The organism is Pseudomonas sp. NA-150, from assembly GCF_044336365.1.
In the GTDB taxonomy this organism is placed as follows: domain Bacteria; phylum Pseudomonadota; class Gammaproteobacteria; order Pseudomonadales; family Pseudomonadaceae; genus Aquipseudomonas.
Genome location: NZ_CP172305.1, coordinates 1,130,183 through 1,151,806 on the forward strand (window position 1 = coordinate 1,130,183; position 21,624 = coordinate 1,151,806).

The 21,624-nt window shown below is 59.2% G+C and carries 25 protein-coding genes and 1 pseudogene; 15 read left to right on the forward strand and 11 right to left on the reverse strand.

The features are described from left to right. Positions 1-46: 46 nt before the first annotated feature. A complete protein-coding gene (locus tag ACF0H7_RS05420; protein WP_397451767.1) occupies positions 47-448 on the forward strand; it encodes a DUF2177 family protein in 402 nt (133 codons plus the stop codon). A gap of 43 nt (positions 449-491) precedes the next feature. Here ACF0H7_RS05420 and ACF0H7_RS05425 read toward each other — a convergent pair whose 3' ends face one another. Then, entirely contained in the window at positions 492-872 is a 381-nt protein-coding gene (locus tag ACF0H7_RS05425; protein ID WP_397451768.1) for a hypothetical protein, read from the reverse strand. A 257-nt stretch (positions 873-1,129) separates the two neighbouring features. Between ACF0H7_RS05425 and ACF0H7_RS05430 the strand changes: the two genes are divergently transcribed. The 3 genes from ACF0H7_RS05430 to def all read left to right on the forward strand — a co-directional run bounded on the left by ACF0H7_RS05430 (position 1,130) and on the right by def (position 3,049). Beyond that, positions 1,130-1,321 carry a CsbD family protein gene (locus tag ACF0H7_RS05430; protein ID WP_397451769.1) on the forward strand — a complete coding sequence of 64 codons (192 nt, stop codon included), beginning with the start codon at positions 1,130-1,132 and terminating at the stop codon, positions 1,319-1,321. A gap of 180 nt (positions 1,322-1,501) precedes the next feature. After that, positions 1,502-2,464, forward strand: a complete 963-nt coding sequence (locus ACF0H7_RS05435) for a YihY/virulence factor BrkB family protein (RefSeq protein ID WP_397451770.1) — start codon at positions 1,502-1,504, stop codon at positions 2,462-2,464. A gap of 45 nt (positions 2,465-2,509) precedes the next feature. Further along, on the forward strand, positions 2,510-3,049 hold the full coding sequence (def, locus tag ACF0H7_RS05440; protein ID WP_397451771.1) for a peptide deformylase: 540 nt from the start codon (positions 2,510-2,512) through the stop codon (positions 3,047-3,049). Here def and ACF0H7_RS05445 read toward each other — a convergent pair whose 3' ends face one another. Then, entirely contained in the window at positions 3,050-3,940 is an 891-nt protein-coding gene (locus ACF0H7_RS05445) for a class I SAM-dependent methyltransferase (RefSeq protein WP_397451772.1), read from the reverse strand. A gap of 109 nt (positions 3,941-4,049) precedes the next feature. Next, positions 4,050-4,469: a GNAT family N-acetyltransferase gene (locus ACF0H7_RS05450; protein WP_397451773.1), complete on the reverse strand. Its 420-nt coding sequence runs from the start codon at positions 4,467-4,469 to the stop codon at positions 4,050-4,052. A gap of 405 nt (positions 4,470-4,874) precedes the next feature. Here ACF0H7_RS05450 and ACF0H7_RS05455 point away from each other — a divergent pair, with 405 nt between their 5' ends. From ACF0H7_RS05455 to ACF0H7_RS05485, 7 genes are all read left to right on the forward strand, one after another. Further along, positions 4,875-5,816 (forward strand): fatty acid desaturase, encoded by a 942-nt coding sequence (locus ACF0H7_RS05455; RefSeq protein WP_397451774.1) that lies wholly within the window; start codon positions 4,875-4,877, stop codon positions 5,814-5,816. A gap of 15 nt (positions 5,817-5,831) precedes the next feature. After that, positions 5,832-6,623 carry a phosphate/phosphite/phosphonate ABC transporter substrate-binding protein gene (locus tag ACF0H7_RS05460; protein WP_397451775.1) on the forward strand — a complete coding sequence of 264 codons (792 nt, stop codon included), beginning with the start codon at positions 5,832-5,834 and terminating at the stop codon, positions 6,621-6,623. Between the two features lie 186 nt (positions 6,624-6,809). Beyond that, entirely contained in the window at positions 6,810-7,304 is a 495-nt protein-coding gene (locus ACF0H7_RS05465; RefSeq protein WP_397451776.1) for a sigma-70 family RNA polymerase sigma factor, read from the forward strand. Between the two features lie 36 nt (positions 7,305-7,340). Beyond that, positions 7,341-8,354 (forward strand): ABC transporter substrate-binding protein, encoded by a 1,014-nt coding sequence (locus ACF0H7_RS05470; RefSeq protein WP_397451777.1) that lies wholly within the window; start codon positions 7,341-7,343, stop codon positions 8,352-8,354. Between the two features lie 166 nt (positions 8,355-8,520). Then, positions 8,521-9,078 carry a GNAT family N-acetyltransferase gene (locus ACF0H7_RS05475; protein WP_397451778.1) on the forward strand — a complete coding sequence of 186 codons (558 nt, stop codon included), beginning with the start codon at positions 8,521-8,523 and terminating at the stop codon, positions 9,076-9,078. After that, positions 9,075-9,566, forward strand: a complete 492-nt coding sequence (locus ACF0H7_RS05480; protein WP_397451779.1) for a hypothetical protein — start codon at positions 9,075-9,077, stop codon at positions 9,564-9,566. The genes ACF0H7_RS05475 and ACF0H7_RS05480 overlap by 4 nt, the downstream gene beginning before the upstream one ends. Positions 9,567-9,600: 34 nt before the next feature. Next, a complete protein-coding gene (locus ACF0H7_RS05485) occupies positions 9,601-10,038 on the forward strand; it encodes a nucleoside deaminase (RefSeq protein ID WP_397451780.1) in 438 nt (145 codons plus the stop codon). A gap of 43 nt (positions 10,039-10,081) precedes the next feature. Here the strand turns inward: ACF0H7_RS05485 and ACF0H7_RS05490 are convergent, their stop codons facing one another. The 3 genes and pseudogenes from ACF0H7_RS05490 to ACF0H7_RS05500 form a co-directional block, all read right to left on the reverse strand. After that, positions 10,082-10,576, reverse strand: coding sequence for a methyl-accepting chemotaxis protein (locus tag ACF0H7_RS05490; protein ID WP_397453835.1), 495 nt, complete (start codon positions 10,574-10,576; stop codon positions 10,082-10,084). 42 nt (positions 10,577-10,618) lie between these two features. Next, positions 10,619-11,401 (reverse strand): annotated as a pseudogene (locus ACF0H7_RS05495) (PAS domain-containing protein); the annotation flags it as partial. A 341-nt stretch (positions 11,402-11,742) separates the two neighbouring features. Continuing rightward, entirely contained in the window at positions 11,743-12,714 is a 972-nt protein-coding gene (locus tag ACF0H7_RS05500; RefSeq protein ID WP_397451781.1) for a diaminopimelate epimerase, read from the reverse strand. Between the two features lie 109 nt (positions 12,715-12,823). On the opposite strand from ACF0H7_RS05500, the gene ACF0H7_RS05505 reads away from it, so the two are divergent. Beyond that, entirely contained in the window at positions 12,824-13,411 is a 588-nt protein-coding gene (locus tag ACF0H7_RS05505; protein ID WP_397451782.1) for a LysE family translocator, read from the forward strand. An 8-nt stretch (positions 13,412-13,419) separates the two neighbouring features. Here the strand turns inward: ACF0H7_RS05505 and ACF0H7_RS05510 are convergent, their stop codons facing one another. The 5 genes from ACF0H7_RS05510 to ACF0H7_RS05530 form a co-directional block, all read right to left on the reverse strand. Continuing rightward, a complete protein-coding gene (locus ACF0H7_RS05510; RefSeq protein ID WP_397453837.1) occupies positions 13,420-14,250 on the reverse strand; it encodes an AraC family transcriptional regulator in 831 nt (276 codons plus the stop codon). 63 nt (positions 14,251-14,313) lie between these two features. After that, positions 14,314-15,261 carry a GlxA family transcriptional regulator gene (locus ACF0H7_RS05515; RefSeq protein WP_397451783.1) on the reverse strand — a complete coding sequence of 316 codons (948 nt, stop codon included), beginning with the start codon at positions 15,259-15,261 and terminating at the stop codon, positions 14,314-14,316. Between the two features lie 123 nt (positions 15,262-15,384). Continuing rightward, complete coding sequence (locus tag ACF0H7_RS05520) at positions 15,385-15,990, reverse strand: LysE family translocator (protein ID WP_397451784.1); 606 nt, start codon at positions 15,988-15,990, stop codon at positions 15,385-15,387. 53 nt (positions 15,991-16,043) lie between these two features. Continuing rightward, complete coding sequence (locus ACF0H7_RS05525; RefSeq protein ID WP_397451785.1) at positions 16,044-16,880, reverse strand: AraC family ligand binding domain-containing protein; 837 nt, start codon at positions 16,878-16,880, stop codon at positions 16,044-16,046. An 89-nt stretch (positions 16,881-16,969) separates the two neighbouring features. Further along, the gene (locus ACF0H7_RS05530) at positions 16,970-18,073 is read right to left on the reverse strand and encodes a DNA alkylation repair protein (RefSeq protein WP_397451786.1); all 1,104 of its coding nucleotides are present in this window, start codon (positions 18,071-18,073) and stop codon (positions 16,970-16,972) included. Positions 18,074-18,183: 110 nt separating this feature from the next. Here ACF0H7_RS05530 and hutC point away from each other — a divergent pair, with 110 nt between their 5' ends. The 3 genes from hutC to ACF0H7_RS05545 all read left to right on the forward strand — a co-directional run bounded on the left by hutC (position 18,184) and on the right by ACF0H7_RS05545 (position 21,619). Beyond that, complete coding sequence (gene hutC, locus ACF0H7_RS05535; protein WP_397451787.1) at positions 18,184-18,936, forward strand: histidine utilization repressor; 753 nt, start codon at positions 18,184-18,186, stop codon at positions 18,934-18,936. 383 nt (positions 18,937-19,319) lie between these two features. Further along, positions 19,320-20,480: a CaiB/BaiF CoA transferase family protein gene (locus ACF0H7_RS05540; protein ID WP_397451788.1), complete on the forward strand. Its 1,161-nt coding sequence runs from the start codon at positions 19,320-19,322 to the stop codon at positions 20,478-20,480. Continuing rightward, positions 20,477-21,619, forward strand: a complete 1,143-nt coding sequence (locus ACF0H7_RS05545) for an acyl-CoA dehydrogenase family protein (protein WP_397451789.1) — start codon at positions 20,477-20,479, stop codon at positions 21,617-21,619. The genes ACF0H7_RS05540 and ACF0H7_RS05545 overlap by 4 nt, the downstream gene beginning before the upstream one ends. The last annotated feature ends 5 nt before the right edge of the window (positions 21,620-21,624 follow it).

The following is a 21,624-nucleotide window of genomic DNA, read 5'->3' on the forward strand; positions in this document are numbered from 1 at the left end:
ACGAGGTCGGCTATGGTCTACCCACACTGCGTGCTTAAGGATTCCCATGAAAAAACAGCTCACGGCCTACGTCAGCACCTTGCTGGTGTTGTTGATCGGCGACGGCATCTGGCTCGGCCTGCTGATGGGGTCCACCTATCGCGGCTGGTTGGGGCCATTGATGCGGGAGACGCCGGTGGTGGGCCCGGCCGTTGCGTTTTACCTGCTGTACGCGTTGGGGCTTGTAGTGTTCGCGGTGTTGCCGGCGCTGCACAAGGAGCGATGGGGCAGGGCGGCGGCAGGCGGTGTGTTTCTCGGTCTGCTGGCGTACGGCACCTACGACCTGAGCAATTGGGCGACGTTACAGGGCTGGCCGGCGCAGTTGGCGCTGGTGGATATCGTGTGGGGGATGCTGGTGTCAGGGCTGGCGGGGACGGGCGGTTATCTGGTGACCCGCAGGTTCGGCTGAATAGGGTGAGTGTCGGGGGACACAGGATCCCCCAATGCGCTGCTTACGGCTGTATGAACGAGGCAAACGCCACGTTGGCGCCGGCCGGGCGGACGTCCTTGAGGAAGGAGTCCTTGTCGGCGCTCAACTCCAGGCTGACGGAGCAATTACGCTTGCCCTCATTGCGTACCACCAGACCTTCCATGTGATCACGCAGGAACACGGTCGGCACTTTCAGGTGCAGCAGTTCGTCGGTGCTCGGGGTGTGCAACAGCAAATGCACCCACTCGTACTGACCGATCGCCAAGCGGCCCATCGGCAGGTCGAACCACCAGATGTTCTTGTTGGTATTCAGCGCGGTGAAGTGGGCGTTGTTGGTGCCGAGCACTTTACCGCCCAGTTCTTCGTTTCTGCGGGCGATGGCCAGCGTTTTATCGAGTTTCATAATGTTCCCGTGGATCTGTCTGTTCAGCGCAAGGCGTGGACCACCCTTGCCTGACTGCGTCGCGCATTCTCGGGGGTTGTTGCGAAAACATAAAGTTAATCCTGTTCCAGGCGATCAAATGATCGCTTTTTTTGCTGCTGGAATGGGCGATGAGCGGCAAGACCGGCCGGAAAAATAATTGAAACTCTGCGCAACCGGGTCGGGTCAACCTTTATGTCGAGTGTATCGACACCTACTTTCAACCCAGGAGATACACCATGAGTAGCACTGGCGATAAAGTCAAAGGCATGACCAACGAGGCTGTCGGCAAGGTCAAGCAGGGCGTGGGCAAAGCCACTGACAATCCGAACCTCAGAGCAGAGGGTAAAGCCCAGGAAGTCAAAGGCGACGTCCAGCAAGCCGTGGGCAAGGCGAAAGACGCGGTGAAAAAAGGTGTCGACAAAGCCTGAAACAATTTGCTGGCTTGATGTGAACCACGACGGTCATCTTCGGATGGCCGTTGTAGTGTCTGATAAGCGTTATCGACAAGGATTGAAACCTGTTTACGCTCGCCAAGTAGGCTACGTTAAGGTAGAACGCCTGACCTTTTTATTCGTGTAAGCCGTTTCGAGCTGCTGTAAGGAGACACCATGTTATTTCCGGATTTGCGCGGCATTCACCTGGGCAAGGTGTTGGTGCGTACCGTCAATGAGTTCATGGAAGATGAGATGTCGACCTACGCGTCGGCACTGGCTTATCAAATGCTGTTCTCGTTGTTCCCGTTTTTACTGTTTCTGATTGCCCTGATCGGCTTTCTGCATTTGCCGGACTTCTTTTCCTGGCTGCGCCTGCAGTCGGAAATGGTCCTGCCACCGCAAGCCTTGGACCAGGTCAATCCGGTGATCGATCAGTTGCAGCAATCCAAGGGTGGCTTGCTCTCGGTGGGTATCGTTATCGCGCTGTACACCGCCTCGGCGGGCGTGCGCTTGATGATGAGCGCAATGAACGCCGCCTACGACGTGGTGGAAGGGCGGCCGATCTGGAAGCGTTTTCCGCTGTCGGTGATCTACACCATTGGCATCGCCGGCATGTTGCTGGTGGCGGCGGGCTTGATGGTGACCGGGCCGCAGGTCATGGACTGGGTGGCGTCGCAGTTCGGGGTCGAGGATTTCATCCTGACCCTGTGGACAGTCCTGCGCTGGCCGCTGAGTATCCTTTTGATGATGATCGCGGTGGCGTTGATCTACTACGTGATGCCGGACGTGGAGCAGAAATTTCATTTCATCACCCCCGGTTCGGTGCTGGCAGTGGTGGTGTGGATCATCGCCTCGCTGGGCTTCGCCTATTACGTTAAAACCTTTTCCGACTACAACGCCATGTACGGCAGCATCGGCGCGATCATTGTCCTGTTGCTGTATTTCTACATTTCGGCGGCGGTACTGCTGTTGGGCGCGGAGATGAACGCGGTCATCGAGCACATGTCCCGCGAAGGCAAGAACCCGGGGGATAAAGAGTTTGCCCACGACGCCGCGCAGCCTGAGGAAAAACAGCATGTTTCAGGGCTGGGGCGCGATCACTCGCTCCCGTTAGAGGCGAAGACTGACGAATCGTGAGTCCTTGTGGCAGGATGGCTGCATCCGTCGACAGAGTAGGTTTTTATGATTCGCGAGATTCTGAAAATGGGTGACGAACGCTTGCTGCGTATCGCCCCACCGGTGCCCGAAGCGATGTTTGGTTCGCCCGAACTCAAGGCCCTGATCACCGACATGTTCGAAACCATGGAAAGCGTCGGCGGCGTCGGACTTGCCGCGCCGCAGATCGGTGTCGATCTGCAATTGGTAATCTTCGGTTTCGAGCACAGCGAACGCTATCCCGACGCCGAAGCGGTGCCGCAGACCATCTTGCTCAACCCGCTGATCACCCCGCTGGAACCAACTCTGGAAGAAGGCTGGGAAGGTTGCCTGTCAGTGCCTGGATTGCGCGGCGCGGTGGACCGTTACCTGCGGATTCGTTATGAAGGTTTTGACCCTAACGGTCGGCCGATTCAGCGCGTGGCCGAAGGTTTCCATGCCCGAGTGGTGCAGCACGAGTGCGATCACCTGATCGGCCGGCTGTACCCGTCGCGGATCAGCGACTTCAGCAAATTTGGCTTTACTGAAGTGCTGTTCCCGGGCATGGACCCGAACGCGGACGATTGATCAGGGCTTGACGGCGCTGATCGCTTTCACCGGGTGGTGTTGCTTGCCTTTGGGCTTGAGCTTGATAAAGCGCAGCGTCATCCGGTCCGACTCGCCAATCGCCTTGTATTTATCGCGGTCCTGGTCGCCGAGGGTGTAGGTCGGCGGCAAGGTCCACACGCCAGCCGGGTAGTCCTTGGTGTCCTTGGGGTTGGCGTTCACTTCGCTGGCGCCGACCAGGGTGAAGCCGGCATCGGTGGCCAGCTTGACCACGTAAGCGGTCGGCAGGTAACCACTGTCCTTGATCGACTCTTCGGTGGCGTCATCCTTGGCCCGATGATCGACGATGCCCAACGTGCCGCCGGTCTTCAGCACGGCATAAAAACCCTTGAACATCGCTGGCGCGTCGTCGGCCATCACCCAGTTGTGCACATTACGGAAGGTCAGCACGCTGTCCGCCGAGGCCGGTTTGCCAAACACCGGGGCTTGCGGGTCGAACTCGACGATTTTCGCCTTGGCGTAGTGGGTTGGGTCAGCGCTGAACTTCTGCTTCAGTTTTTCCAGTGACTTGCGCGAGTTATCACCGCTGTCGGCGTTCTGCACGGCGGCGATGTAATGCCCTTGTTTATTCAGCAGCGGCGCCAGCAGTTCGCTGTACCAGCCACTGCCGGGGGTGATTTCGATCAGCGTTTGATTGGGGCGCAAACCGAAGAATTGCAAGGTTTGTTGCGGGTGACGAAATACATCCCGCGCACTGTTTTCCGGCGAGCGCCAGTCACCGGCCAATACTTTGGAAAATGCTGCCGAGGTCACGGTTGAAGCGGGTGCCTTGGGTGCAGCCGATTCGGTAGCCTGAACCTGCGCAGCGCCGATCAGGGCCGCGAGGGAGCAAGCGATAAGCTGAAGTTTCATACCAATCCTTGTCGTTTCAGGCCCGGTTCGGGCCTATCTGGAGCGGAGGCTACCACGCGGTTTTACGGGGGCGCCTACACATTTTTTGCAGTCTACAGAACAAAAAGTTCTATGCCTGATCGCCGGCGTTGGACAGTGCAACCAGCGGTTTAGTTTGCCGATAGCGCTCAAGCCGGGTCGTCAGGGCCTCGGGTAAAACCTCGGTGAGTTCATACCCCGCGCGTTGGTAAAAGTCGCTCAGATCCGGATGACAAAATAACCAGACCGGTCCTACCGTTTGTGCCCGCACTTCTGCAAGCAGGCGGCTGGCAATCGCCTGGCCGCGCATTGCCGGTGCCACAAACAAACCCGTTAACCAATGTCCATCAGCCACGGCAGTGAGGCACAGTCCACCGACGATTTCTGCGCGTTTTGCCGCCCAGACCTGAGCGTCGCCACCGGCGCGCATGGATGATTTATGTTGCTGGTAGAACTTGTTCAACAAGGGCCGGGAATGGCCTGGGAGTACATAAAAAAGGGTATCTGGCATAGGTTCGGTCGCTAGGCGGCGGCAGGTCGGGGAGGGCGTTCAGCGGCGCATCATAACCCGCTAAAAACCGGTTCGGTGTGGGTTCCGATTAGGTGTATAACTATGGGCAGATCCCTCACCCGTGGAGTGCGCATCATGAAAGGCATGGATTCAAAGAAAGCAGCCAAGAAAAAGCCAACCAAGACCCTGGATGAACGGCGCGTAGAAAAACGAGCCAAAAAAACAGGTGTCTCGGGTCTTTCCGAGCATTGATCATCCCCTCCGCGGAGCCTTTCAGGCTCCGCACTTGTTTTAGCGGTTCTAAGTTCATAACCCATCGGTCTACATGATTTCCCTGCGCCGAAACACATAAGGATTGAAGTCGTCGATTTCGACTGATCCGGCCGTGACGCAAGGAAATGTTCAATGCCCAACTACCTCGATGAAGCCCAGCGCGATGAAGTGCTGCGCCTGCGTCAACGCTTTACCGGCCGCAGTGAATGGCCGACCTGGCTACTGTTGCTGGGGGTGTATTCGGCGTGGGTGGGTTTACTGCTGGCCAGCCACCGCTTGGGGCTGTGGCCGACCACGCTGTTGATGATTCCGCTATTGGTGCTGTGGATGTCGGTGCAGCACGAGTTGTTGCACGGCCATCCCACGCGCTGGCTGTGGCTGAACAAGGCGCTGGGCTATGCACCGTTTGCGGTGTGGTATCCCTACACCCTGTACCGCGACACGCATTTGGCCCATCACCGCGATGAAGACCTGACGCTGCCCGGACTCGATCCGGAGAGCCGCTACCTCAGCCGCGAGCATTGGCAACACACGTCCTCGCTGTATCAAACCCTGCGCTGGCTGGATAAAACCTTGCCCGGACGGGTGGTGCTCGGTGCACCGCTGGCCCTGATTGCCTTGGCGCGCGAGGCGTTTGTCAGCCTGCGCCAAGGGCAGCGTCAGGCCTGGTTGATGTGGCTGACGCACGCCGCGTTCACCCTGCTGATGTTCTGGTTCATTGCGGGCTTCAGCGACGTGCCGGTCTGGCATTACCTGCTGTTAATCAGCGTGCCAGCGTTGTCGGTGTCCATGGTTCGCTCCTACTACGAACACCGCCCGACCGAGCGCCCGGAACAACGCAGCGTGATCAACGAAGCGGCCTGGCCATGGAGTTGGCTGTTTCTGCACCTGAACCTGCACCTGGTGCACCACGACTTGCCGGGTTTGCCCTGGTATTACCTGCCCAGGGTTTACCAGTCGCGGCGTGAACAATGGCTGGCACGCAGCGGTGGTTTTCTGGTGCAAGGGTATGGTGAACTGTTCCTTCGACACGCCCTCAACCCCATCGACAGCCCACAACACCCGAGCGCCTGACTTCTGGATGTGCACATGACCCATGGCTTTGCAGAGTTATTGATGTACGTCGCGCCGGATCGCGTACGCGCCGCCAACCACACTTGGCTGACGCGCATCCTGCAATTGCTGGGCGCCAATCGGGACGACGCCTCGGCGTTGGCATTGAAACCCTTGTGGCTGTCGCCAAATCTGCTGTTGAGCCAAACCTGTGGCTACCCATTGATGACCGCCTTGCGCGGCAAAGTACGGGTCATCGGCCGCCCGGATTACCAACTGCCCCACAGCGCCAACGGCAACCATTGCAGTCTGCTGCTGGCGCGCAACGAAGACCCGCGTACAGAGCTGGCGCAGTTCTACGACAGCCACGGCCTGATCAACAATGAAGACTCCAACTCCGGCATGAACCTGCTGCGGCATCGGATTGCATTCTTGCAGCGCGATGGCCGGTTCTTCGCCAGCGTGTCGCTGACCGGCGGCCATCGCGACAGCCTGCGCTGGCTGCGCGAAGGCAAGGGCGACCTGGCTGCCATCGACAGCGTCACCTACGACTACCTGGCGCGTGATGCCAGCGAAGAAGTCGCGGGGCTGCGGGTGATCGAGCGCAGTGCGTTGAGTCCGACCTTGCCTTATATCGGCCCTGTCACCCTCGATGCGGCGCAGGCGGAGCGGGTTCGACTGCTGATGAATCAGGCGCTCAACGAACTGCCTGAAGTCGCTGCCACCCTGGCGATTCGCGAAGTGATGCCTGCGAGGGAAGAGGATTATCTGGTTTTGCTCGACTACCAGCGCGAAGCCGAACACAACGGCCTGCCGCACATCGTGTAGGAGCGGGCTTGCCCGCGATAGCTATCGCCCTGACACACCGCCATCGCGGGCAAACCCGCTCCTACAGTTATTCTTTTAAAGAATATAAAAATACATTTTAAGTATTTTTAACGCATAAAAACCCTTGCTAGCATGGCGCGACCGGAACGCCGGAGATTTTTTGTTTTCAACATCCCTGGAGTCTCCATGTCCGGCACCGATATTTCACACAGCGAGTACGTGGGCGGGTTGTTTCGTCATCACTATGGATGGCTGTGCGAGCGGTTGCGGCGCTATTCAGGGGTGAGCGCCGAGGACATCGCGGCGGAGGTGTTTGCCCAGTTGCTGGCCTCGCCGGGTGTGGTGCCGATTCGTGAACCGCGGGCGTTGTTGACCACCATTGCGCAGCGTCTGCTATACCAGTTTTGGCGTCGCCGAAAGCTGGAGCAACGTTTTTTTGATGGATTGCACGAGGATTTTGACGTACACCAGATTTCACCTGAGGATGGCGCGCAGGCACTGGAAGCGCTGCAAGCGGTCGATGTGTCGCTCGACAGTTTGCCCAAACAGGTCAAGGCGACCTTTCTGTTGTCGCAAATCAACGGCCTGACTTATCCACAGATCGCCGCCGAGCTGGGCATCTGCCAGCGCTCGGTCAGCGTATACATGACCAAGGCTTTCACCCGCTGTATGCGGGCATAACAACGAATTGAACAACGAATTGACTACGGGACGACCATGACATCAATCAAACATTTGCTGGGCAGTTCGCTGTTGGCGTTGGGGTTGCTTTCGCAAACGGTACCTGCTGCGGAAAAAACCACACCGATTCATTTCGGTGACATTACCTGGGAAAGCGGCAGCCTGATCACCGAGATTCTGCGCACCATCGTCGAGAAAGGTTATGGCTACCCGACCGACACCTTGCCGGGCAGCACGGTCAGCCTTGAAGCCGCACTGGCGAAGAATGACGTGCAGGTGATTGGTGAAGAGTGGGCCGGGCGCAGTCCGGCGTGGATCAAGGCCGAAGGTGAGGGCAAGGTGTTTGGTCTGGGCGATACCGTCAAAGGCGCTACTGAAGGTTGGTGGGTACCGGAATACGTGATCAAGGGCGATCCGGAACGCGGCATCAAGGCGGTGGCGCCGGACCTGAAGTCGGTGGCTGATTTGCCTAAATATAAAGACGTATTCAAGGATCAGGAAGAACCGAGCAAAGGCCGTTTCCTCAACAGCCCGAGCGGCTGGACTTCGGAAATCGTCAACACGCAGAAGCTCAAGGCCTATGGCTTGACGGACAGCTACGTGAACTTCCGCACTGGTTCGGGCGCGGCGCTGGACGCTGAAGTGAGTTCGTCGATCAAACGTGGCAAGCCGGTGCTGTTTTACTACTGGTCGCCAACGCCGTTGCTGGGTCGCTTCAAGCTGGTGAAGCTGGAAGAGCCGCCGTTCAGTGCCGAAGCCTGGAAGACTTTATCTGACGCCAATAACCCTAATCCGATTGGTTCCGCTTCGTTGGCGGCGCACCTGGCGATTGGTGTTTCCGCACCGTTCCATTCGCAATACCCGGACCTGGTGGCGTTCTTCCAGAAGGTGGACCTGCCGATCGACCTGCTAAACCAGACCCTCGGCCAGATGAGTGAGAAACGCCTGGAGCCGAAAGCCGTCGCGCAATCGTTCCTCAAAGATCACCCTGAAGTGTGGAAAGCCTGGGTGCCGGCGGAAGTCGCTGCCAAGGTCAGCCAAAGCTTGTGATGTGGATTTTGTAGGAGCTGCCGCAGGCTGCGATCAGGCCAGATCGCAGCCTGCGGCAGCTCCTACAGAGAATTTGTGTTATCCCTCTGAAATACCCCTCCAAAACTCGCACAATCCCCGCCAGTTATGCGTAAATCCAACCCATGTGTGTGACGAAGAGGCACAGATGGGTAGGACAGGACTGCTTCTACAAACCGAACGATTGCTTATCCGCGAACTGACGGCTCAGGATGTGTCGGCGCTTGCGGCGATTCTGGGGGATGCGCAGGTGATGCGGCATTCGGTCGGTGGCGTGCTGAGCGCCAAAGCCACGCGCGAGTTTATCGCCGGCTGCGTTTTTTCCTACCAGGCCAACGACTTCGGTCCGTGGGCCGTGATCGAAAAAAGCTCGTCGACCTTCATCGGTTTCTGCGGCTTGAATGCCGAACTGGTGGAAGGTGCCGAGGAAGTCGAAATCGGCTATCGCTTCGCACGTCCATTCTGGGGCCGTGGATTTGCCACGGAAGCGGCCAGGGCCACCCGCGATTACGCGTTTGGCGTCATCGGCATCGACTCGCTGATCGCCATCGTCGAGCCGGAAAACATCGCCTCGGTCAACGTCATCGAAAAACTCGGCTTCAATACCTTTATCCACAGCCAATATCATCGGCGTGGAGTGAAGATCTATCGCATGACGCGGCCAGCCTGGACCGCGCTCAGCGCCAATGCCGAGGAGTCAACATGACAGGGAAGTGCGTGACAGCCTTCAAACTCATGCTCACGCTGCTGTGCCTGCTGATGCTGGACATCCCGACCACTGCCCTGGCCGCCGATAGCAGCGACAGCGCGCTGGCCTTCGTCCGCCAGAACCATTTGGGCGACGGCCTGCCCTGGCTCGGTTATCAAGTGGCGTCGCGTACCACCACCTTCAGCGCCATCGTGCAGAAAGTCGGCAAGGTTCAGGCGCAAACCATCGTCCAGGACGAGTTGCAGCGCCTGCAGCCGACTTATCAGGAGCAGTGGACCCGCAACATGGCGCAGGCCTACTCTGAGTCGTTCTCCGCCGCTGAAATGCGCCAGTTGGTCATTGGCAACCCGCCGAAGCCACTGGCTGATAAATTCAAATCGGCGCAGAACGACGTCAGCATGAGCATGAAAGCCAAGTCTGAAGATTTGCTCAAAACCTATGTGTCCAAAGCGTTGCTCAATGCAATGACCAAGATTTCACGCTAGCGACTTTTCAATCCTTCGAACGGCAGGGAAAACCATGGACCCATTCATGCAAGCGGCAATCGAGGAAGCTCAACTGGGGCTGGCCGAAGGCGGCATTCCGATTGGTTCGGTAATCGTGCACAACGGCCAGATCATTGGTCGCGGGCATAATCGCCGGGTGCAAGAAGGCAGCGCGATCAAGCACGGCGAAATGGATGCGCTGGAGAACGCGGGACGGCAATCGGCGCAAACCTACCGGGAGTCGGTGCTGTACACCACACTGTCGCCGTGTGCGATGTGCAGCGGTGCGATCCTGTTGTACGGCATCCCGAAAATCGTGGTCGGCGAGAACCAGACTTTCATGGGCGAGGAGACGTTGCTGCGCTCACGGGGTGTGCAGGTCGATGTGGTGGACAACCACACCTGCGTCGAGCTGATGCGCGACTTTATCGCCAACAAACCGCAGTTGTGGAACGAAGACATCGGCGAGTAAAACGCAACGCGGCGTGCCCCCGGCGAGGAGGGCACGCGCTGGTTTAGTGCAGTTGCAGCGTCGAATTGAACTGGCTGATGGCGTCCACCACATGTCGCGAGCCTTGCTGAATTTCCATAATCACGCCCCCTGCCTCGTTGGCCAGCTCGACCCCGGTGCCGGTGCGGCTCAGACTCGACTGCATGCTCGCCACGGCACTGCGCGCCAGTTCGTTGTTCTGCCGCACGACATCAACAATCTCCAGGGTGGCTTTGCTGGTGCGCGCCGCCAGGCTGCGAACTTCATCGGCCACCACCGCAAAACCGCGGCCATGCTCGCCAGCGCGCGCCGCTTCGATGGCCGCGTTAAGCGCCAGCAGGTTGGTCTGGTCGGCGATTCCACGAATGGTCTGAACGATGCTGCCGATGATCTCCGATTGCTTGTTCACGGCATCGATGCTGCGCGCTGCCTCGTTTAAGTCGTGGGAAATTTCCTCGATCACATTGACGGTCTGTTGCACCACGGCCGAGCCTTTTTGCGCACAGGCATCGGTTTGCACCGACGTATCATGGGCGGTTTTTGCCGCTGACCGCTGTACGGTTACTTGTTCGGTAATATCGCTGGCAAACTTCACCACTTTGTATAAACGACCCTTGGCATCGAACAGCGGGTTATACGACGCCTCGAGAAAAACCGTGTGCCCGTATTTATCGACCCGTTCGAAACGGTGAGAATGGTATTCACCGCGATTTAATGAAGCCCAGAAGGCCTTGTAACTTGCCGAATCTGTTTCATCACGTTTACAGAACAGGCTGTGGTGTTGGCCGGTGACTTCGCTGAGTTGGTAGTGCATGGTCTTCAGGAAGTTGTCATTGGCCTTGATGATTTTGCCATCGGGGGTGAATTCAATCATCGCCATGGAGCGACTGATGGCGTCGACCATGCTCTGGTTTTCACGTTCTTTATGCACGGCGGTGGAGACATCGGTGGCGACTTTGAGAATGCTGGTCACCTGTTTGTCGGCATTCAAGACCGGCATGTAGCTGGCCTCCAGCCACACCTCACGGCCGGATTTGTCGAGGCGCAGGAAGGTCTTGCACAGCGGCTCGCCACGCGCCAGTTCACGCCACATGCGCGCGTATTCTTCGCTGTCGTAGAACTCTTTTTCGCAGAAAATACGGTGGTGTTTACCGCGGACTTCTTCTGCGTGATACCCCATGGTCTTACAGAAATTCTCATTGGCGTCGATGACGAAGCCGTCCGGCGTGAACTCGATCATGGCCATGGAGCGGCTGATGGCCTGGAGTTTGGCTTTCGTCTCGCACAGGGCAGTGGCTGTAACTTCAAGTTCTGCTCGGTCTGCTTTGCGTTGAGAATTGAACATACGGTTGCGACCCACGAGATGAGTTTACTTATCAGGTAATAATGCTATTACCCAGTATTGTTTTAAAAATAAGTCGGCCGGGCGCACCCGAGCTTGAGGAGGGCAGAGAGGTTCACGGGTCATTTAACAGGGTGGCGGGATATACCAACAGGCAGCGGGGGATGAGAGGGTTAACGCGAGCATCCATACTTCGAGCCTCGTAATAAATCCATGTTTACGAAATGACAGGCCGTTATCCCTCCGCAAGTACGGTCGGGAATGAACCAAGCATAGACAAAGAAAGTACGGGCGCAAGTGGTTATATATACCGTTCGTAGGGATAGCGTTGCGCTGCTGCGTTCTCAGACCCGCCGCGCTGCGCCAAACAGCATCACTTGCTGCAACGCGCCATCTTGCTCGATCAACCTCACCGGCGCCGTGCCCCCCGGCATCACTACCTGCACCAGCCCCGCATCAACCTCGCCCACGCGCCACGCCGCGCACGCCACTGCGCTGGCGCTGGTGCCCGAGGAAGCAGTCGGGCCTTCGCCGCGTTCAAACACTCGGGCGATGATACGGTTACTCGATTCGACAAACGCCCATTGCAGATTGACCCCTGCCGGACACGGCTCGCCGCCGACAAAGGCGATGCGAACCAGCGCCGCATGCAATCCGGCTTCGTGCAGGTGGGCAAAGGATGGCAGGGCGTCGGGGTTCGGCACCAGGGTGACGCAATGCGGATTGCCAATGCGCACAAACACGCTGCGTGCCCAGTCCTGATTCAGTTCGGCCAGACGCTCGACGCGGCTGACGTTGTGTGGGTGGTGAACGCCAACAGACCCTGCGCCCACGGCCGTCGGTCCGAATCCGGGTGCCCCAAGGTCCAGCCAGAAACCACTAACCTCTTCGACCTGTGCGGCTTCGACCTGCACCGGCACCGGCGATGCACTGTTCTGCTGATCGTGATGCACCTGCAGGGTGAACGCCTGGCCGACGAGCAATTGCCCTTCATCAGTCAGCGCCTGGGCGAAGATGGTCAGGCCATTGCCACTGCGTTCGGCGAGGGTGCCGTCGGTGTTGACGATCAACAGGTCATAGGGCGCCGCGCTTTGAAACGGCCCGACCAGCAAGCCGTCCGAACGGTGTTGCTTGGCGCCCTCCGGTCGCTGGCCTTCGGGCCAACTGCACAACGCGTCGATGGCGGCGAGGCTCCAACTGACGCGCGTCAGGGCAGCCTGTTCGGCGCTGTCGGGCAAGTCGATGCCCAGCAGGCGCAAGGCCTGCGGTGTGGTCACAGCGTAGAGATTGCCGCGAGCGTCATAGAGCCTGGTCATGGGTTCATTCCATCCATCGTTTGGGTACAGGGTGATTTTGTTCAATCACTGCGGCTGCGCAGTCTTTACCTTTGAACGCACATCGTCCCCACAGACAAGAAGGTATTAGATGAGTCCGCTTATTTCCATGGCCGCGTTTGCGCTGGCCTGCTCCATTTCGCCTGGCCCAGTGAATATCGTCGCCCTGAGTTCCGGCGCGCAGTTCGGCTTCTTCGCCAGCCTGCGACACGTCAGCGGCGCGACCGTGGGCTTTACCCTGTTATTGCTGTTGGTCGGGCTCGGCCTGCATGAGGTGTTGAATCGGCTGCCGATGCTGACCCGCATCATTCAGTGGGCAGGCGTGGCGTTTCTGTTGTTCCTGGCCTGGAAGCTGGCCGCCGATGACGGCAGCCTCGGCGCCGGAAAATCGCTCAAGGCGCCGTCGTTCCTATACGGCGCGCTGATGCAATGGCTCAACCCCAAAGCCTGGCTGGCATCGCTGGCGGGCATGGGCGCTTACGTCAGTCGAGGTGATGAGCAGCTGATATGGACGTTTGCGGCGGTGTATTTTCTGGTCTGCTATGCGTCGATTGCGTGCTGGGCGTATGCCGGTAGTTACCTGCGCGGTTACTTGCAGGTGCCCGCGCGAGTGCGGTTGTTCAATCGTTCGATGGCGTTGTTATTGGCCGGCAGCGCGGTTTATCTGCTGGCGGCCTGAGGCTTTACTCAGCCCTGGTACTGCCCCGGCGTCGCGGCATGGAAGCGTTTGAATGCGCGCTGGAAATGCGCCTGATCGGCAAAGCCGGCCTCCAGCGCCACGTCGGCGATGCGATGGCCGCGCTTGAGTTGCGCCCGGCCGAATTGCAGGCGGCGGTTGATCAGGTAGGCATGGGGCGTCATGCCGAAACGCTGCTTGAAGGCACGAATCAGGTACGACGCGGACAAATCGGCCGCGCTGCAAATATCATCCAGGCTCAGCGCTTGCGTGCAGTGCTCGCTGATGAAATCGGCGGCGCGCTCGAGTTTCAGGTTCGACTCTTTGGTCAGCCGCGGCGAGGGATTGAGGGTTTGCTGCGCCAGGGTAAAAAACTCAATCACGCTGCTGTGCTGGTGCAGCGTTTCCGCGTCGGGATCGGTGAGGGTGGCGTACAGTCGATTGAGGCCGCTGAACAGCACCGGGTCTGCGCTCATGATCGGTGCAAACGCGCGGAAGTCCTGATTCTGGCTAAAGCCCAGCTCGTGTTGCAGACGGGTCAGCCAGGGCACGTCCACATACAGCATCCGGTACGACCACGGTTGATCATCGACGGGATTGCAGGCGTGTACGTCTTCCGGGTTCATCAGCACCACGACACCGGCGCCGATCCGTTCCCTGGCGTGTTTGTTCAGGTAGGTACTGCGTCCGCCGGTCACCGCGCCAATGGAAAAGGTTTCGTGGGCATGTGGCCCATAGCAGACCTTGCGCCCGTCCTGAATCGAGCGCGCTTCGATAAATGGCAACTGTTCATCACGCCAGAATTGCGGGGCTGCCGCGTCTGTAGCTATCGCCGTTGCCATCTGCATCCCCAGTGAATCAGCTGTCATGGCGCTTACTGTAAACGCAATCTGCCGATACGGGTATCAGGCGCGGCTGGCGCGCTGGATGGTTTGTGGCGATTGGCCAAACGCACGGATAAACGCCCGGCGCATGCGTTCGCGATCGCCAAACCCGGTGTCGTGGGCGACCACATCAATCGGGTGTCGGCCACCTTCCATCATCAACCGCGCTGACTCGACGCGCAGGCGTTCGATGGCTTTGGCGGGGGATTGCCCGGTTTCGGCGCGGAACACCCGGCTGAACTGACGCGGGCTCAGGTTCGCGGCGCCCGCCAGCTCTTCCACTGACAGCTCGGAATTGAGGTTCTGTTTGGCATATTGCAGCGCGGTCTGGATGCGGTCGGACTTGGGTTCCAGATCGAGCATCACCGAGAACTGCGATTGGCCGCCAGCGCGACGGTGGTACACCACCAGCTTGCGGGCGATGTTGCGCGCGATGTCGGCGCCGAGATCCTTTTCCACCAACGCGAGGGCGAGGTCCACGCCAGCACTGGCGCCTGCGGAAGTCCAGACCGGACCATCGACGATGAAAATCCGGTCCTCTTCCAGCGTCATTTTCGGGTAGCTTTGCTGCAGCGCTCGCGCATGAAACCAGTGGGTGGTGGCGCGACGGCCGTCGAGCAATCCGGCCTCGCCGAGCACAAAGGCGCCGGTGCAGACTGCGCTGATACGTCGGGTATGCGGGCCAGCGGCGCGCAGGTACTCGACTACTGTTGATGAAACCGGCTCGACGAAGTTATCGCCCAGCACCACCAGCGTATCGAATTGACGCGGACCAAAGGCTTCGCTGTTCACCTCGAAACCGCCCGAGGTCATCACCGGGCCGCCTGCTTCAGAGAGCAATGTGACTTTATAGGTCGGCGCTTCGGTGACGATGTTGGCGAACTCGAACACCGTCGACACCGCCAGGCCCAACACCTGGAAGCCTGGGTACAGAATGATGCCGATGCTTTGACTGCCGGAGGTTTCCATCGGATGAGTGACCTGAAGAGAGGTATCATTAAGATTCAGGTCGTCATATTACACCGATATCTGTAGTTGAAAAGCTTCGCCGGTGTAGGAGCGAGCGTGCCCGCGATAGCGACAAGGGGAGTATCAAACCACCACCGTCAACCACGCCGACACCAGCAACAACAGCGCCATCACCCGATTGAAGCGCTGCATGCTGCTGGCCGAGCGGCAGAACTTGGCAGCGCTGACACCCAAATATCCCCAGGCAATCATGCAGGGCACGGACACCAGAAAAAATATCAGCGACAAATACGCCACCCGCAGCATGCGGTCCGCGTCGGTGCCGGCAAAGACGCTGACTACGGCCAGTGCCATCATCCAGGTTTTCGGGTTGACCAATTGCAAACTGGCGCCACCCACCAGGCCCATGCTCGGGCCGGAAGACGACCCTGGCGCAGGATCAACCGTCGTCGCCGGGCTGCTGAAAATCTGCCACGCCAGATAGGTCAACCAGGCGATGCCGATCCACGACATGGCGGTTTGCACGCCGTGATAGCGGCCGAGCACATCGCCGAGCCCCATGCCCACCACCAACACCAGAAGCGCCGCCCCGGCGCAGGCGCCGAACACGATGGGCAGCACTGCCGTCATACCGTGGCGCGAACTGTTGGTCAGGACCAGGATGTTGGTCGGGCCGGGGGTGATCGAGGCGACGAAAGCGAACAGCACGAAGGGCAAAAACGGGTTCATGGCACAACTCGGTGGTGATTGATCGTGGTTCGATCATCGCCATCCGCAGCGGCTCAGTCTGGAAGATTTGAGCAGCGCTTGCGGTAGTCGGCCGGGGTCATGCGGTAGGTGCGCTGGAACCAGCGCCCGAGGTGGCTCTGGTCGGCAAAACCGAGTGCGGCGGCGACCTCCACGGGCGTCAAACCGCTGGCCAGCAGGCGCCGGGCTTTGGCCAGTCGCAGTTGAATCAGGTAAGCGTGAGGCGCAATGCCAAAGGCCGCCTTGAACGCGCGGGTCAGGCGAAAGCGGTCGACGCCGGTTACCCGCGCCAGGTCGTCGAGGCCGATGTCCTGGGTCAGGTTACTGTGCAGGTAATCCCGCGCTTTTTGCGCCACCAGCGGCAAGCTCGGGTCGGGCGTCAGTTGCGCACGCCAGTGCACGTGGCGGGTCAGATTGGACAGCAGGTTATCAAGGGCGGTCTGGCGGACGATGCGCATTTCCTGACCATGCAGCGTCTGAAAGGCATTGGCGGTGGCGAGGGTCAGGCGCGAGTCATTGGCCTGGGTTTCAGCGAAATTCAACTGATAGTGGCCGGGAGCGTCTTCGAACAGCGAACGCAGTTCGCGGTCCAGCCACTGCGGGTCGAGGTACAGGGTGCGGTAGGTGAAACCGTCGTCGGTCGGTGAGTCGCCGTCGTGGATGTCGCCGGGTTCCAGCAAAAACACCTGGCCGGGAATACTCACATGGCGTTGACGTCGGCAATGAAACTGCTGCACGCCTTGCTCGGTATAGCCCACCAGATAGCTGTCGTGCCAATGCGGGTCGTAGGCATGGCCTTCAAAATGGGCATGAATGGTCTCGATGCCGGACTCGGTGTCCTGCTTCAGATCGATCCAGTTTCGCGTGGTCATAGGGCCACCCCATTCACTTGCCGTGCTTTCGATCAATCACGGTACAAGCTCAGGGGGTGGCTGTCTGGAACAATTGTGCAGCGCGCGGATTATTCCGACAGATCGAACCAGCTCCGGGCCAGGCATTCACCGTTGATCAGGATGTCCAGCTCATGTTTACCGGCGTAGTGCACACGGGTGGTGAAGTTGCGGATCTGTTGTTCGCGGCTGACGATCACCGATTCGCCGGGCGCCAGCGTCAGGGTTTTCAGCTTGAACACCTTGGCCGAGGTGCCGCCGGATTTCTTCACGTAATGAATTGCGTAGTCGATGATCAGGCGTTGGCTGGCGCTGGAGGTGGAGGTCAGACGAAACGACAGGCTGAGTCGGTCGCCTAACCGGACCGCTTGCGGAGTGACGCTCAGCTCATTGACCAACACGTCCGGCGCAGCGCCCGCGCCCATGATGGCTAAGGCCCGACGGTCGCCTTTTTTGATCAGCGAGCGCAAGGCATGCCGGGCAATCCAGGCGGTGCGCGGGTCCTCAAGCGACCAGCCTTCGATCAGGTCCAGTACCCAGTCCGGGTTGTCCTTGGTGATGTCGTTGAGGTGATTGGCGACTGATTTGCGCACGTACAGGCTGTCGTCGGCGTTGAGGTTGCTGAGGATCGGCAGCACCGGCGAAGGATCGAGCATCAGGTTTTCCAGGCGAAACGACCACGGCAGACGCGGCCGACTGCCCTCGCTGGCGAGACGGCGTACATGCTCGTCGGGATCTTTCGACCAGCCTTGCATCAGTTTCAGCGCGCGCTTGAAGTCCAGACGCAGGAAGTGGCGTACCGCGAATTCCGACGAACCAAAGGCGGTGAAGAACTTAAGCGCGTGCATCGAACGCTCGAAATCGGCTTGCCCGTACAGTGCGACGTACTCCGGCAGGATCATGCTGACGAAGCCACTGTTCAGCCGTGGCGCCAGTTGTTGCAGGATCTCCAGCGCTTGCGGGTAGTCCGCGGGCAGACCCGCGTGCAGGCTTTGGCTGACCCGATTCAGACGCTGCATCACTGACAGTGCGTCAAGGTCCTGCGACGCATGCTGCATGAATGCCCTGACGTCGAAGGCTGGATAGACCGCTGCTGTTTCGTCGGCAATGTGCTGCAACCGCGCCCGATTGAAGATCTCTTTAAGGGCGGGAGCGGCTTGCTGTGAGTCAGTCATGGGCGGTCGATCTCGAAGGGGACGGGGGATTGTATAGAGATGAGCATTTGGCAGTGAACACTTGCTGATATCTAATAGAGCGCAGCCTTATCTAGTGAACAGGAGTCGTTGTGTCCAAGTCTGTCGATGGCAATTCATCCCTCGAATCGTTTTCGATCGAGAGCCCTTCGCCCCTGTATGCGCGGGTCAAGCACGCCATCGTGGAGAAGATCCGCACCGGTGCCTGGCTGCCCAATTCCAAGTTGCCGTCCGAAAGCGAACTGCTGACCCTGCTGGGCGTCAGCCGGATGACGGTCAACCGGGCGTTGCGCGAGCTGACCATCGAAGGCTTGCTGGTGCGCATGCAGGGCGTCGGCACCTTTGTTGCTGAGCCAAAAGGTCACGCGGCACTGTTCGAAATCCACAATATCGCCGAAGAAATCGAGGCCCGCGGCCACGTTCATCGCTGTGAAGTGGTGACCCTCGAAGAAGTGCCGGCCAAGTCTGATCCGGTACTGCCGTTTGCTTTGGACGGCGTGGAGCGGATGTTTCACTCGGTGGTGGTGCATTACGAAAACGAAGTGCCGGTGCAAATCGAAGAGCGGTTCGTCAACGCGAAGATCGCTCCGCACTATCTGCAGCAGGACTTCACGCGGGTCACGCCTTACGCGTACCTGATCCAGTTGGCGCCGTTGACTGAGGGGCAGCACGTGGTCGAAGCCATTCACGCTAAGTCTGCCGAGTGTCGGTTGTTACAGATCAAGCGCAATGAGCCCTGCCTGTTGATCCGTCGTCGCACCTGGTCGGCGCAAGGGCAAGTCGGCAGCGCGCGGCTGGTGTACCCGGGGTCGCGTTATCGGCTGGAAGGAACGTTTGGCAGTTAGGATTGAGCTACGGTCCCTGTAGGCGCTGCCGAAGGCTGCGATGGGCATTAAAAGGCGGTGAATGTTCTGATGCTATCGCAGCCTTCGGCAGCTCCTACAGTGATAGTGATCAGTGGTGTTACCTGCGTTACTTTTGGTGCAGTAGCGTTACTTTTTTAGCCTATTTTGCACATAATTGCGGCAGGTTTTCCTACCTTAGGCGCTTGCTCGCCATCGGCAGATAATTTTCATAAAATATTATCTATTTAATTTTTAAGTAATTTATTTACTTATCTTAATCAGGAATCCACTCATCCGTCCAAAAATGGCCCTTCACTTGCATTCACTTGTACATACAGGTTGATATAAGAGATATCGACCATCTCAGTGTGGAGCAGGTGACGATGAGCAGCGGTCCTTTCACTCAACAACTCAAAGGCGTGCGCGTGCTGGATATCAGCCGGGTGCTCGCCGGCCCTCATTGCACGGCGATGCTGGCCGACCTGGGGGCCGATGTGATCAAGTTCGAAGTGCCGGAAGAGGGCGATGATGCCCGGCATCTGGGGCCTTTTCGCGATGGCGAAAGTGTCTATTTCGGTTTGATCAATCGCGGCAAGCGCAGCGTTGAAATCGACTTCAAGTCCGACTCCGATCGCGCGCGTTTCTACGAATTGGTGGCCGATGCCGATGTGGTGGTGGAGAACTTCCGGCCGGGCGTGACGCAACGGCTGGGCATCGATTTCGACACCCTCAAGCAACACAACCCGACGCTGATCTACGCCAGCATCTCCGGCTTCGGCCAGGACGGCCCGCTGTCAAAACGGCCGGCTTACGACATCGTCGCCCAGGCCATGTCCGGGCTGATGAGCGTCACCGGTTTCGCCGCCACCGGTCCAACCCGCAGTGGCGAGGCCATCGGCGATCTGTGTGCCGGGGTCTACGCCGCCTGGGCGATCAGTTCGGCACTGTTCGCCCGCGAACGCCATGCGCCGGGCGCGCAATACATCGACGTTGCGATGTTCGACGTATTGTTCAGTTTGCAAATGACGGGCCTGGCCAATCTGTATGCCCATGGCGTGGCGCCGGGCCTGGTGGGCAATCGTCATCCCGTCTCGACACCCTTCGACACCTACCGCGCCGCCGACGGTCTGGTGGTGATCGCGGTGGCCAGCAACCGCTTGTTCCAGCGCTTGTGCGAATGCATGGGCAAGCCCGAGCTGGCGCTGGACCCGCGCTTCATTGATGACGGCCAGCGGACCTGCAACGAGTCTGCGTTGCGCGCCGAAATCGAGGCCTGGACTCAGTTGGGTTCGGTCGAGTCGCTGTGCAATCTGCTGCTGGATGCCGGCGTGCCGTCTTCGCCGGTATGGAACCTGGCGGACGCGGCCAGCAGCGAACACGCCCGCGTTCGTCAATTGCAGTACCTGCCGGCGGGCGCTGAGTTGCCGATGGTGCCACAGCCGGTGTTCTTCAACGGTGTAAAACCCCACGTCACCACCCAAGCCCCGAAGTTGGGCGCTGACAACCAGGCATTCGGCCTGAGTAAATCCGGAGCAGTCGCATGAATTTCGAATTGGACGAAGTAGAGCTCGCTGTCATTGAATCCGCCGAGCAAGTGGCGCGCGAAGTGATTCAGCCGCTGGCGCAACACTATGACGAAAGCGAAACCTTCTGCGCCGACAGCATCAAGGCACTGGGCGACCTCGGCTGCATGGGCATCAACTTGCCGGAGGAATACGGCGGTCTGGGGATCGGCAGTCTGGCGATGAGTCGGGTGGTCGAAGCGGTAGCCGGTGCCTGTGCGTCGACCGCCTCAGCGATGACCGCGCACTTCCTCGCCACCGACTCGATTCTGTTGGGCGGTAGCGAGGAACAAAAACATGAGTGGCTGCCACGTGCCGCCAGCGGCGAATGGCTCGGCGCGTTTGCCCTGACCGAACCGGCGGCCGGCTCGAACCCGGCAGACATGCGCACTCGGGCGGTGCGCGAAGATGGTGGCTGGCGGGTGCGTGGCAATAAGCATTACATCACCAACGCCCGTGAAGCGGACTTCATCGTGTTGTACGCCAAGACCGACCTTGACGCCGGGCACAAGGGCATCAGCGCGTTCGTGATCGCCAAGGGCACCGAGGGCATCAGCTTCTCCAGCCCGGAAAAAACCATGGGCCTGCGTGGCAGCACCATTTACGAACTGGCGATCGATTGCTGGCTGCCGGCGTCGGCGCTGCTGGGTGTCGAAGGGCAGGGTTTCAATACGGCGATGGCGGTTCTGGACCGGGGGCGGGTCGAAGTGGCGGCCATGTCGCTGGGCATCGCCAATGCCGCGTTGCAATGCAGCTTGAGCTGGGTGCGTGAGCGGCAGATCGGCAGCAAACCACTGGCGGCTTATCAGGGCACGCAATGGCGCTTGGCCGATATGTACGCGCAACTGGAAAGCGCGCGGATGCTTACCTGGAAAGCCGCTGCCCGGCGTGACAGCGGCGAGCGTTTCAGCCTGGAGTCGGCGACGGCGAAACTGGTGGCGGCCGAATGCGCCGGTTTTGTCACCGATGCGGCGCTGCAACTGCACGGCGGATATGGCTACATTCGTGATCTGCCGCTGGAGCGCTTTGTGCGTGACGCGCGGATTCTGCGGATTTTCGAGGGCACCTCGGAGGTGCAGAAAATCATTATTTCTCGCAGTTTGCTCGACGCTTCGAAATAGCGCGC